General features: G+C 70.6%; 13 protein-coding genes. 1 reads left to right on the top strand and 12 read right to left on the bottom strand.

Going from position 1 to position 11,162, the window contains the following annotated elements; genetic code table 11:
- Window positions 1-22: 22 nt before the first annotated feature.
- On the bottom strand, window positions 23-448 hold the full coding sequence (locus AB0I43_RS01485) for a hypothetical protein (protein WP_357430949.1): 426 nt from the start codon (window positions 446-448) through the stop codon (window positions 23-25).
- A gap of 81 nt (window positions 449-529) precedes the next feature.
- The gene (locus AB0I43_RS01480) at window positions 530-1,060 is read right to left on the bottom strand and encodes a DUF6790 family protein (RefSeq protein ID WP_357430947.1); all 531 of its coding nucleotides are present in this window, start codon (window positions 1,058-1,060) and stop codon (window positions 530-532) included.
- 57 nt (window positions 1,061-1,117) lie between these two features.
- Between AB0I43_RS01480 and AB0I43_RS01475 the strand changes: the two genes are divergently transcribed.
- A complete protein-coding gene (locus AB0I43_RS01475; protein ID WP_357430945.1) occupies window positions 1,118-1,537 on the top strand; it encodes a MarR family transcriptional regulator in 420 nt (139 codons plus the stop codon).
- Window positions 1,538-1,601: 64 nt separating this feature from the next.
- Here AB0I43_RS01475 and AB0I43_RS01470 read toward each other — a convergent pair whose 3' ends face one another.
- From AB0I43_RS01470 to AB0I43_RS01425, 10 genes are all read right to left on the bottom strand, one after another.
- The gene (locus AB0I43_RS01470; protein ID WP_357430943.1) at window positions 1,602-2,144 is read right to left on the bottom strand and encodes a hypothetical protein; all 543 of its coding nucleotides are present in this window, start codon (window positions 2,142-2,144) and stop codon (window positions 1,602-1,604) included.
- 135 nt (window positions 2,145-2,279) lie between these two features.
- Window positions 2,280-3,803 carry an alpha/beta hydrolase gene (locus AB0I43_RS01465; protein WP_357430941.1) on the bottom strand — a complete coding sequence of 508 codons (1,524 nt, stop codon included), beginning with the start codon at window positions 3,801-3,803 and terminating at the stop codon, window positions 2,280-2,282.
- A 29-nt stretch (window positions 3,804-3,832) separates the two neighbouring features.
- The gene (locus AB0I43_RS01460; RefSeq protein WP_356972405.1) at window positions 3,833-4,453 is read right to left on the bottom strand and encodes a response regulator transcription factor; all 621 of its coding nucleotides are present in this window, start codon (window positions 4,451-4,453) and stop codon (window positions 3,833-3,835) included.
- Window positions 4,450-5,613, bottom strand: coding sequence for a histidine kinase (locus AB0I43_RS01455; RefSeq protein ID WP_357430939.1), 1,164 nt, complete (start codon window positions 5,611-5,613; stop codon window positions 4,450-4,452). The genes AB0I43_RS01460 and AB0I43_RS01455 overlap by 4 nt, the downstream gene beginning before the upstream one ends.
- On the bottom strand, window positions 5,595-6,410 hold the full coding sequence (locus AB0I43_RS01450) for an ABC transporter permease (RefSeq protein WP_357430937.1): 816 nt from the start codon (window positions 6,408-6,410) through the stop codon (window positions 5,595-5,597). The genes AB0I43_RS01455 and AB0I43_RS01450 overlap by 19 nt, the downstream gene beginning before the upstream one ends.
- Window positions 6,407-7,372: an ABC transporter ATP-binding protein gene (locus AB0I43_RS01445; RefSeq protein ID WP_357430935.1), complete on the bottom strand. Its 966-nt coding sequence runs from the start codon at window positions 7,370-7,372 to the stop codon at window positions 6,407-6,409. The genes AB0I43_RS01450 and AB0I43_RS01445 overlap by 4 nt, the downstream gene beginning before the upstream one ends.
- A 101-nt stretch (window positions 7,373-7,473) precedes the next feature.
- Window positions 7,474-8,676 (bottom strand): cytochrome P450, encoded by a 1,203-nt coding sequence (locus AB0I43_RS01440; protein WP_357430933.1) that lies wholly within the window; start codon window positions 8,674-8,676, stop codon window positions 7,474-7,476.
- A 178-nt stretch (window positions 8,677-8,854) separates the two neighbouring features.
- Window positions 8,855-9,262 carry a RidA family protein gene (locus AB0I43_RS01435; RefSeq protein WP_356972400.1) on the bottom strand — a complete coding sequence of 136 codons (408 nt, stop codon included), beginning with the start codon at window positions 9,260-9,262 and terminating at the stop codon, window positions 8,855-8,857.
- A gap of 2 nt (window positions 9,263-9,264) precedes the next feature.
- Complete coding sequence (locus AB0I43_RS01430; protein WP_356972399.1) at window positions 9,265-10,035, bottom strand: IclR family transcriptional regulator; 771 nt, start codon at window positions 10,033-10,035, stop codon at window positions 9,265-9,267.
- Complete coding sequence (locus tag AB0I43_RS01425) at window positions 10,032-11,075, bottom strand: sugar kinase (RefSeq protein WP_357430931.1); 1,044 nt, start codon at window positions 11,073-11,075, stop codon at window positions 10,032-10,034. The genes AB0I43_RS01430 and AB0I43_RS01425 overlap by 4 nt, the downstream gene beginning before the upstream one ends.
- Window positions 11,076-11,162 lie beyond the last annotated feature (87 nt).

The following is an 11,162-nucleotide window of genomic DNA, read 5'->3' as shown; positions in this document are numbered from 1 at the left end:
GATCTAAATGCGCCGGTTGGCGCTACCACCAGGTGCGGACTTCGGCCGGGAGGTTCTGCTCGGGGACGGTCGACAGTGTCCACTGGCCGGTCGGGGTTCGGTCGGCCTGGTGGTGGGCGACGTCGCCCGAGTAGACGAAGAGGCGGTCCGGCTCGGTGGTGAGCCAGCCGACGCCGAAGCGGTGGTTGCGGCTGCGGCTGAAGGTGCCGACGGTGCAGGTTTGGGCGCCGGTGGATGTTTCGAGGATCGAGATGGTGGCCATCAGGTTTTCTGCGGGCTGGATCGTGGCGCGGTAGCGGCCGCTGGGCGAGATGGCCGAGGTGGTCAGCCAGGTGTCGCCCGCGAGGGCGGGGTCGTCGACGCGGCCGCAGGCCGCAGTGGCGGTCATCAGGGCGAGCACGGCGGTGAGCACCGCCGTGCCGCCTCGGGTGCGACTGAAGCCCATCACGCCCCTCCCCTTCGGTGTGCTGCCTGATCGGCAAGGTACAACCGTGTTTTCCCGCGCGCCAGGCATTTTCGGGGCGGGCGCTCAGGCCGCGCGAGCGACCAGGCCGGCGGGCTCGGCGGCGAGGCGCTGGGATCGGCGGGCCAGGACGACCATGACCGCCGGGACGAGCAGGTCGTGGACCAGGACGCCGCCGGTGTTGCCGGGCGCGTGATCGCCGTGGGCGAACCACTGGTAGAGGTGGCCGATCAGGGCGCCCCACAGGAACATGCCCGCGCCGAGGCCGAGGGTGATCCGCTCGCGGGCCGTGGTCGCGGGCATGGCGGCGCGGAAGCCCATCACCGCCAGCGCCAGGTTGGCGAAGGCGATCTCGAATTCGAAAGGCGTCTGGGCGAAGCCGATCGCGGTGGCCATGACCTCCGGGGCGCCGAGGAAGGCGAGGGTCATCCACAGGCTGCCCAGGCCCAGCGCGACGGCGGCCCACCAGCGCTGCCAGAGCTCCAGCGCGGCGTGCCGGGACGGGCTGCGGCGGGTGTGCAGGTATGCCCCGATGACCGCGAGCAGCGGCCAGAGCAGCGGGACAGCGGACTGGGCGAGGTAGGAAAGCTCGTTCATACTCCTGAGTCTTGCATGATTAATATTAACTAGTAAAGACTCTGTTAGGCTCGACACGTGGATGATGGACTAGCCGATTTGCTGCACCGGGTCGTGTTCCTGCTCGGCGAGGCCGCGCGCAAGCGCGCCGACGACGCGGGCGGGCCGACCTACAGCCAGATGCGGCTGCTGGGCACGCTGGAGGAGATCCAGCCGGTGACTCAGCACGAGCTGGCGCGGGCGCTGTCGGTCTCCGACCCGGCGATCAGCCGGGCGCTGCGGCCGCTGGAGGCGGCGGGGCTGGTGCGCGTGGACCCTGACCCCGCGCACGGCCGTCGACGGCTGGTCAGCACGACGGCCACGGGCCGGAAAGCGTTCCACGACAGCGGAAAACCGCTCTACGACGAACTCCGCAAGGCCCTGCTCGACGCCGGATTCCCCTACGAGCGCTATCTGCGCGACACGCTGCGGCTGGCCGAATTGCTCGAGGGTCCGTGAGCCGGGTCCGGAAACGACGATGCCGCCGCGCGGAACACTCCGGCGGCGGCATCGACAGCGTCGGTCAGCCCGCGCTGCCCGTCGAGAGCTTCTTGCGCCATTCGGCACACGCCTGCGGATCGGCGTCGGGGCGGTCCTGGCCGTCGCGACCACAGCCCGCACGGGTGTAGCCGGAACGGTCCAGGCCGAAGCGGTTGTAGCCCCAGCGGTCGTAACCGGAATGGTCGTAGCCGGAGCGGTCATAACCCCAGCGGTCGTAACCGGCACGGTCGTAGCCGAAGCGATCGAATCCGTCGGAGTCGTAGTCGTCCTCATCGGCCGGGCCAGGGCAGCCGAGCCCGGTGTCGATGCCGCCGCCCGGGCACATCGCGGGCGGTTTCGGCGCGGGCGTCGTGGTGGAAGGCGGTGCGGGAGTAGTCGTCACCGGCGGCGCGGGGGTCGTGGTGGTGACGGGTGGCGCTGGTGTCGTCGGCGCGGGCGTGGTGACGGTCGGCGTCGCGAACGCGGGGGCGATCACCGCGGCGGGCACGAGCAATACCGACCCGGCCAAGGCCGTGCGCGCCAGCGCCGACCGTAGTCTCCGGTGCCGGCGGACTTCAGTGGTCATCATTGATCTCCTGTCCGAAACTCTGTACTCGAAACCGTTGCGACCACCCCTCTCGGGCCGCAACGGCTGTATAACCCTGATTCGGCGGGCCGGTGTTACATCGGAAGCCGTTCCGCCGCAGCGCGTACGGAGGGGTCACAGGGTGCAGCGCGCGCCCGGGGCCGGTGGTTTCAGGTCGACCAGATAGTCCGCGACGGCGGCGTCGACACAGGGATTGGCGGCCAGCGACGCGGTGTGCTGTTCGCCCTCCACGGTCAGCAGCGCGCCGCGCAGGGTTTCGGCGAGGCTGATGCCGCCCGAGTGCGGCGTGGCGGGGTCGCCGGTGGTCGAGACGATCAGGGGTGCGGGCAGGTTTTCGATACCGGTGGCGTGCGGGTAGCCCAGAGTCGGTGCCACCGGCCAGAATTCGCAGCCGTCGCGGGCCCCGTCGGCCCCGGTGCCGGGATCCACGAAGGGGGCGACGGCGAGGATCCGGCGACGCAGCTCGGTCTCCTGCTCGGGAGTACGACGCTCCTCGTCGAGGCAGTTGATCGCGTAGTTGGCTTCGAGCATGTTGGGCCAGCGACCATCCGCGCCCCGGCCACTGAACGCGTCACCGAGGCCGAGCAGGATATCGCCGCGGCCGGTGGCGATTTCGGCGATGCCCTGCTGGATCGCGGGCCACGCCGACGCGTCGTACAGTCCCGCGCCCACACCACCGACGGCCGCCGCGAAATCCAGCTGCCTGCCGTTTCCGGCCGGAACGGGACGATCGATCAGCGGACGCGTGATGGCCAGGAACGTCTCGGTGGCTTTCGCCGGGTCGGTCCCCAGCGCGCAGCCCGGGCGGGTAGCGCAATCAGCGGCCATCTTCTCGAAGGACCGCTGGAACGCCGTGAACTGCTGGATGCGCCGCGGCACGGTGCCGATCAGCGGGTCCACCGCACCGTCCAGGACCAGCGCCCGCACGTGCTGCGGGAACATCTCCGCGTAGACCGCGCCCAGGCGGGTGCCGTAGCTGAGCCCGGCGTAGCTCAGCTTGTCGTCACCGACCGCGGCGCGCAGCACGTCCATGTCGCGGGCGGCGTCGCGAGTGCCCAGGTGGGAGAACACCTCCAGGCCACCGGAACGTTGCGCGCACCGGTCCATCAGCGCTCTGGTCTCCTCGGCCGTCCAGCGGCCCGGCACCGAGGCCATGGGCAGCGCCACCTGCCCGGCGTCGTAGTCCGCGTCGCCGAAGCAATCCACGGCCGGAGTCGACGCGCCGACGCCGCGCGGATCGAAACCGATCAGATCGAAGCGCTCGGTGATCGGATTGTCGGCCCAGAGCTTCGCGGCCGCGACGGCCAGGCTCATCCCCGCGCCGCCCGGTCCGCCCGGATTGAGCACCAGGGAACCGATCTTCGGGCCGCGCGCAGGCACTTTCAGCAGTGCGATCTGCGCGGTCCGGCCGTCGGGCCGCTGGTAGTCCAGCGGCACCTCCATCCGCGCGCAACTCAGATCCGCGCGACTGGTGAACGCCTTGTCGTCGTTCTCGGTCGTGGCATATCCGGCGCAGCCGCCGAACGCGAGCTGCTGGTCGTAGTAGCGCGACAGCGACGGTTCGGGCTCGGATCGCGTGCACCCGGTCAGGGCCAGCAGGGACAGGGCCACCGTCAAGGCGGCCGTACGGGTTTTCATGAGAACTCCATCAGGTTGCCGAAATCGGGCTAGATCCAGCCCTTTTCGCGAGCTTTGAGCGCGGCCTCGTACCGGTTGGCGACACCGAGTTTGGCCATGGCGGAGGACAGGTAGTTACGTGTCGTCCCGGGTGACAGGTGGGCGCGCCGGGCGATCTCGTCGACGGAAGCGCCGTCGAGGGCGTACTCCAGCACATCGGCCTCGCGACCGGTGAGCACGGTGTCACCGGCGCTGATCGCCTCGGCCGCCAGTTCCGGGTCGACGTAGCGCCCGCCCTCGTGCACCGTCCGGATGACCTGGGCCAGGGTCGAGGCCGAGGTGGTCTTCGGCAGGAAGCCGCGCACGCCCGCCGAGAGCGCGCGTTTGAGATAGCCGGGCCGGCCGTGGCTGGTGACGATCAGGGTCCCCGCGCCGGGAGTGAGTCGCAGCAGTCGCACGGCGGTCTCGATCCCATCCATGCCGGGCATCTGCAGATCGATCACCGCGACCGCCACCGGCGCCTGCTCGGCCACCCGGCGCTCCCAGACGGCGAGCAGTTCCTCACCGGAACCCACGTGACCGACCACCTCGAGCTCGGCCTCGAGGTCGAGCAGCGTGGCCAGCGCGGCCCGGATCAGCGTCTCGTCGTCGGCCAGCAGAACCGGAATCACTTCTTCTCCCAACGTATGTCGAGGCGAAACGCCTCGCCGGTGGCATCGATGTCCAGGCTCGCGCCGGTGGCGGCGAGCCGTTCGGCCAGGCCGCGCAGCCCGGACAGCTCCCCCGGCGTCCCGCGCGGGCGGTCGTTGCGCAGGGACATGCCGGCGTCGCCGAGCACGAGCACCGCGGAGGTCGCCGCGGAATGCTCGACAATATTGGTGGTGCCCTCGCGCACCACCCAGGCGGCGACCTCGTGGTAGCGGGCCGGCACCCGCGCCGCGTCCCCCTCGACCACCAGCCGGCACCCCACCGCGGACAGCAGCGAGCGGGCTCCGGCCACCTCGGCCAGCAGGTCGATGCCGCGGTAGCCGCGCACCAGCTGGCGCATCTGGCCCATCGACTCGACCGCCAGCGCTTTCACCTCGTCCATTTCCGCGGCGGCCCGACCGGTGTCCCCGGAGCGCGAAAGAGCGGCCGCCAGTTCGCTTTTCACGGCGATCGCGGAGAAGCCCCGGCCGACGACATCGTGCAGGTCACGCGAGAAGCGCAGCCGCTCCTCGGCGACCTGCAGATCGGCCTCGACGACCCGGGCCCGCTCCAGCTCGTCCACGACCCGCAGCGCCCAGATGGTGAGGACCATGGTCCCGCCGATCAGAGCGCCCGCCCCGATGGTCATCGCGGCCGCGACCAACCCGGTGCGCGGCGAGGAGCCGTAGGCCAGGCCGGTGGCGACGCCGATACCGATGATCGCCGGCCAGCGGTGCCGCGGCAGGAACGAGGCGATCGAGAAGATGGCGAGCATGGCCGCGTAGACGCCGGAGATGCTGGCCTGGTCGACGGCGTGCTCGTCCTCGGCCAGGCGGGCGTAGCAGGCGAAGCCCAGCCACACGAGCACCAGGAGCACGACGGCGACCTGCATGGCCCTGCGGCGCGGAACGATGTCCGAGGACAGCGCGAGCACGGGCTGCACCTCCAGCGCGAGGATGGCCGCCAGGCCCGAGACCACGACGCCGGCGATCGCCGCCGGGGATCGCACCGAGGTGCTCACCAGGACGACGACCAGCGCGGCCACGGTGACCTGCAGGGTGACCCGGGTGTAGAAGCGGAACTTGGCCGCGCCCGACAACCCGTGCCACCATGCGGTCAGGCGGGTCATCCCCGGTCGTCCCATCGGAAACTCTTGCGGGTCAGCGCCAGTGCCAGGACCGTCCATAGCGCCAGTGTGGCAAACGGGCGCCCGAGTTCGGCGCACGTGCCCGCGAAGTCCAGGGCCGCGTCGGAGGAGGCCGCGGTGGCGAGTTTGCCGGCCGCGCCCAGCGAGATCAGGTCCGAGACCGCGGCGAACGGCGTCCAATCGGCCACGGCGGCCAGACGATCGGGCAGGATGTTGCGCAGCGATCCCATCCCGAGGGTCGCGACGATCATCACCGGCATGGAGGTGATCTGCGCGGCCTCCGCGTTCTTGGTCACGGCGCTGGTCGCCAGCGCCAGCAGGGAGAACAGCACGGCGCCGCCCAGCAGGGCCAGCGCGATCGCCGGCGGATTGACCGGGGCGGGCGTGCCTGCCCCGTAGACCACCGCGGCGACCACGACGGTGCAGACCAGCGTCACCCCCAGGCCCGGAATCGCCGGGGCCGTCTGGATCCGCCAGTCGGTGGCCTCCCCGGTGCGCAACCGCTTCAGCACCCCTTCCCCGCGACGCGTGGTGACCATCGACAGCACCGAGTAGTACTGCACGAAAAGCAGTGCGAGCAATGCGAGCAACTCGAACGCCGTCGCGGCCATGGCGGCCGTCGGCGCTTTGCCGTCGCGGGCGAGGAAGAAGGTGACCAGCGGGAGGCCGATCGGGAACACCGTCGCCATGTAGACCAGGGTCTTGTTGCGGCGGAATTGCAGGTACTCCGCCTTGGCCAGCGCGGCCAGGGGGCGGCGGCGAAAACCGGTGGGCGGGGTGGCGGTGTCGATCATCGGGTGGCTCCGATCAGTTCGGGGGTGGCGGCCGGTTCGTCGGCGATGTCCAGGAAGACCGACTCCAGCGAGGCGGCGCGGGCCTCCAGGCCGCCCAGGCGCAGGCCCTGCGCGCCGGCCCAGCCCAGCAGTTCGTAGAGGTGGCCCTGCAGATCGTGGGTGCTGACGGTGACCCGGGACTGCGCGTCGATCCGCGCGCCGGACAGCGGCGGCAGCGGCACGCCCGGATGGTCGAAGACGATCCGGGCGGGATGCCCGTCGACGATCTCGCGCAGCGTGCCGGAGCGGGCGATCGCGCCCTTGTGCATGATCGCGATCCGGTCGGCCAGCGCCTCGGCTTCGTCCAGGTAGTGCGTGGTGAGCACCATGGTCACGCCCGCGGCCTTGAGGTCGGCGAGCAATCGCCAAGTGGCGCGGCGGCTTTCCGGATCCAGGCCGGTGGTCGGCTCGTCCAGGAACAGCAGCTTGGGCCGGCCCAGCAGGGCGCAGGCCAGATCGACGCGGCGCTGCTCGCCGCCGGAGAGCGCGCCGACGCGCACGCCGGCCCGGTCGGTCAGGTCGACCTGGGCGAGCACGGCGTCGGCCGTGGTCGGGGCGGTGCAGGTCCCGCGCCACATCTCCAGCGCTTCGCGCACGGTCAGTTCGGCGGGCAGCCCGCCGGACTGCAGCATGGTGCCCACGAACGGCCGCACCTCCGCGCGGTCGCGGCGCGGGTCGAGGCCGAAGACCGCGACCTCGCCGCCGGTGGGCGCGGCGAGACCTTCGAGCAGATCGAGCGTGGACGTCTTTCCGGCGCCGTTGGTGCCCAGCAGGGCGAAGACCTCACCGGCGAGCACCTGCAGGTCGACGCCCCTGACCGCTTCGAACGCGGTCTTGCCGGCGCCGTAGGTGCGGCGCAGGCCGCGCGCGGTGATGACATCGTCGATCGGGTGGTTCCGAGGTGTGCGATGTGCGTTGTTCATACGATCAACGATCGCGGACCGCGGACGGTGTCAGTAGTAAGCGCAGTCACCGAATCCCGGTGACTCCGCCATGGTCAAGCCATGACAAATGTCATGCGCGGTCACCAGGCGACCGGCAGCGCCTTCGGCCCGCGCACCAGCAGGCCGCTCTTCCAAGGGACTTCGTCGACGGGCACGGCCAAGCGCAGCGCGGGGAACCGGCGCAGCAGGGTGTCCAGGGCGATCTGGAGTTCCAGGCGGGCCAGCTGGGCGCCCAGGCAGTGGTGCGCGCCGTGCCCGAAAGCCATGTGCGGGTTGCTGATCCGGGACAGGTCCAGGTTCTCCGGGTCGGCGAACACGGCCTCGTCGCGGTTGGCGGCCTGGGTGTTGACGAAGACCGCCTCGCCCGCGCGTACGGTGACGCCGCTGAGCTCCACGTCCTCGGTGGCGATGCGGGCGAAGGCGCCGCCGGAACCGAGTTGGACGTGGCGCAGCAACTCCTCCACCGCCGCGGGCACCTGATCCGGGTTGTGCCGCAACAGGTCCCAGTGGCCGGGTTCGGTGAGCAGGACGTAGGTGAAGTTGGCGATCTGGTTGGCGGTGGTCTCGTGCCCGGCGATGAGGATGCCGACGCCCAGGTTGACGAGTTCTTTCTCGCTCAGGCGATCGTCGTCGTCGCGAGCCGAGACCAGCGCGCTGAGCAGATCGTCGGCGGGCTCGGCGCGGCGCTGGGCGATCAGCTCGGCCAGGTAGCCCTCCAATCCCGCACGGGCGGCCGCGATCTGAGGGCGGGTGTAGGCGGTGGTGGACAGGATCGCGTCGGAGAAATCGCGGAAGCGATGCTGCTGTTCGGTGGGGACGCCGAGCATTTCGCAGATGAGGGTGACCGGTAGCGGCAGCGCGAAGTGCCGCACGAGGTCGGCGGGCGGGCCGGTCTCCTCGATCGCGTCGAGGAGACCGTCCACGATCTGCTGGGCGCGCGGGCGCAGCGCCTGCACGCGGCGGCCGGTGAACGCCTTGGCCACCAGTTTCCGCAGCCGAGTGTGCTCGGGCGGGTCCATGCTGAGCAGCGAATCCCCGCGCGGCGGTTCCGGTGTCGCGCGCGGCACGTCCTCGCGGTCCACCGCCAGCGCTCGGCTGAACCGCTGGTCGGCCAGCACCAGCCGGACATCGTCGTACCGGGTGATCAGCCACCCGTCCCCGCCGTAGGGCAATCGGATCCGCGCCACGGGTTCCTCGCGGCGCAGCCGCGCCAGCAGGGGATCGATCTCGAGCCGGAACGGTTCGCCGAATGGATAGCTTCGAACCTCGAAGTCGGTGGTCATCGCGCTCTCTCTTTCCGGATCTGAGCGGGCCGTACGCACACAAAACTCGTTGCTCTAGCTAACGTAAACCGTCATACCCGACCCCGTCAACGAGTGACTTCCACTACCCCACTGGGCAATTCGCATCGAACCAGGCCCTCCCCCACCCCCACCCGACCAGCGCATCAGCGGCTACGCCTCACTCGGTGACGATGGCGACGGCGTCGATCTCGACGAGCATTTCCGCGCGGGGCAGGCCGGTGAAGACGGTGGTGCGGCTGGGGAGGACGTCGCCGGTGGTGTGGGCGGTGACGAAGGCGCCGTAGGCCTCGTTCATGATCGCGAAGTCTTCGCGCTTGGTGAGGTAGACGCGGAGCATGACGACGTCGTCGAAGGTGGCGCCGGCGGCGTCGATGATGGCCTTGACGTTCTGCAGGGTGCGGGTGGTCTGGGCGGCGACGTCGCCGGGGTAGAGGTATTCGCTGGTGGCCGGGTCGACCGGGCCCTGGCCGGAGACCTGGACAAACGGGCCCTTGCGCACGCCCTGGGAGAAGGTGTGCGCGGGGGCGGGGGCGTCGGTGGTGCGGACGGCGATCTTCTTGCTCATGGTCAGCCTTTCGGGGTGGGGGTGTCGCGGCCGGGGGTCCAGCCGAGTTCGGTGGAGACGGCATCGGCGGCGGCGCGTACCTGCGGCAGCCGCGCCAGCACCTGATCGTGGTCGAGCAGCATGTCGGGCACCGACATGGAGACCGCGGCCACCACCGCGCCGGTGCCGTCGCGGACCGGGACGCCGATGCAGTTGACGAAGGTCTCGTGCTCCTCGTGGTCTTCGGCATAGCCTTGCGCCGCAACGAGTTCCAGCTCGGCCAGGTAGCCGTCGGGAGTCAGGATGGTGCGCTCGGTGAACTTGCGGTATTCGATCCGCTCGGCGATCGCCCGCCACTGGGCGCGCGGCTGCGCGCAGACCAGCACCTTCCCGACGGCGGTGCAGTGCAGCGGCGCGGGCCGCCCGATCCGCGAATACATGCGCACGCTCTGGATGGCGTCGAACTTGTCGATGTAGACGACCTCACCGGCCTCGTAGGTGGCCAGATGGATGGTCTGGCCGGTGGCGGTGTTGAGCGCGCTCAGATGCGGCCGCGCCAAGGTTCGCACGTCACGGCGTTCCAGCGCCTGATTGGCCAGTTCGAACAGCCGGGAGCCGAGCACGTAGCGGTGCTCGCGATCGTGGGTGACGAAGCGCTGCGATTCCATGGTCTGCAACAGCCGCAGCACCGTCGACTTGTGCACGCCGAGCTCGGCCGCCAACTGCTCCAGCGATCGCTCGTCCTCGCCGAGGGAGATCAGGATTGTCAACGCGCGCAACAGACTCTGGCTCATGACGCCACATTCTCGGCCACGACCGCGTCGGTGTAGCGCACCCGGTCCCACTCCGGGGCGCTGCTCGCGGCCAGGGCGGCAAGCCGTTGCGGGGCAGGCAGATCCGCGCCGTCGCCGGTGCCGGTCAGGGCCGCCGCCGCGCACAGGTGACCGAAGCGCAAGCGCTCGACCAGGGGCCGCCCGTGCAGCAGCGCCGCGAGGTAACCGCCGGCGAAGGCGTCACCGGCCCCGATCCGCTCGGTGATCTCGAGCGCGAGGGCGGGCACCTCGGCCCGCTCGGCGCCGGAGAAGCCGGTGACGGAGTGCTCGTTGTTCTTGATCACCAGATGCGCGGGTTCGGGAAACAGCGCCCGCAGCCGGTCGGCGTCGCCGGTGCCGAACACCGCCTCGGCTTCATCGGCCCCGAGGAAGACGATGTCGCTGCCGCGCACGTGCCGGGCCAGGATCGCCGGGGCGTCGCCGGCCCGCGCCGCCCACAGCGCCGGGCGGAAGTTCAGGTCGAAGCTCACCAGCCGCCCGCGCCGCGGCAGCGCGATCAGCGCTTCGGTGAGCCCGGTGGCGGAGCCGGAGAGCGCGGTGGTGATGCCGGTGAAATGCACCAGCTCGCAGCCTTCCAGGACACCGGCGGCCGCGTCGAGATCCGCGGTGGACAGCGCGCTGGCCGCGGAACCGTTGCGGTAGTAGAGCATTCGGCTGTCGCTCGCGCCCAGATCGGTCGCCTTCCCGGATCCGCTGCCGCGCTCTTTGACATAGACGGCGGTGGGCCGGGCCGGATCGGTGACCACGGCGGAGACATCCACCCCGCGCGCGGCCAGATGCCCGGTGAGGTACCGGCCGAAGCCGTCGTCGCCGACGCGCGAGAGCCAGGTGGCCTCGACGTTGAGTTGGGCGAGCACCGTGGCCACGTTCGCCTCGGCGCCCCCGGCGGTGCGCTCGAAGGTCTCGGACTCCTCCAGCGGACCCGGCCGCGCCACCAGAACCGCGAGCCCCTCCCCGACTGTCACCGCCCGTGGGCGCGGTGACGTAGTAGGCCACGTCACTCCGATCTCCCTTCTGCTCTTGCGGCTATCGGCCATCCCGTGCAGAATAACCACACCAAACACAATGTGCAACATACGTTGCAAAAT

It is taken from the genome of Nocardia sp. NPDC050435 (assembly GCF_040655395.1).
Lineage (GTDB): Bacteria > Actinomycetota > Actinomycetes > Mycobacteriales > Mycobacteriaceae > Nocardia.
The sequence above is the reverse complement of the archived record's forward strand: the minus strand, read 5'-3'. Positions and strand labels throughout refer to the sequence as shown.

Coding starts and splice junctions, on each gene's coding strand:
- AB0I43_RS01480 (WP_357430947.1), bottom strand. CDS start 1,060: ATGAACGAGCTTTCCTACCTCGCCCAGTCCGCTGTCCCGCTGCTCTGG.
- AB0I43_RS01470 (WP_357430943.1), bottom strand. CDS start 2,144: ATGACCACTGAAGTCCGCCGGCACCGGAGACTACGGTCGGCGCTGGCG.
- AB0I43_RS01465 (WP_357430941.1), bottom strand. CDS start 3,803: ATGAAAACCCGTACGGCCGCCTTGACGGTGGCCCTGTCCCTGCTGGCC.
- AB0I43_RS01440 (WP_357430933.1), bottom strand. CDS start 8,676: ATGACCACCGACTTCGAGGTTCGAAGCTATCCATTCGGCGAACCGTTC.
- AB0I43_RS01430 (WP_356972399.1), bottom strand. CDS start 10,035: ATGAGCCAGAGTCTGTTGCGCGCGTTGACAATCCTGATCTCCCTCGGC.
- AB0I43_RS01450 (WP_357430937.1), bottom strand. CDS start 6,410: ATGATCGACACCGCCACCCCGCCCACCGGTTTTCGCCGCCGCCCCCTG.
- AB0I43_RS01445 (WP_357430935.1), bottom strand. CDS start 7,372: ATGAACAACGCACATCGCACACCTCGGAACCACCCGATCGACGATGTC.
- AB0I43_RS01435 (WP_356972400.1), bottom strand. CDS start 9,262: ATGAGCAAGAAGATCGCCGTCCGCACCACCGACGCCCCCGCCCCCGCG.
- AB0I43_RS01455 (WP_357430939.1), bottom strand. CDS start 5,613: ATGGGACGACCGGGGATGACCCGCCTGACCGCATGGTGGCACGGGTTG.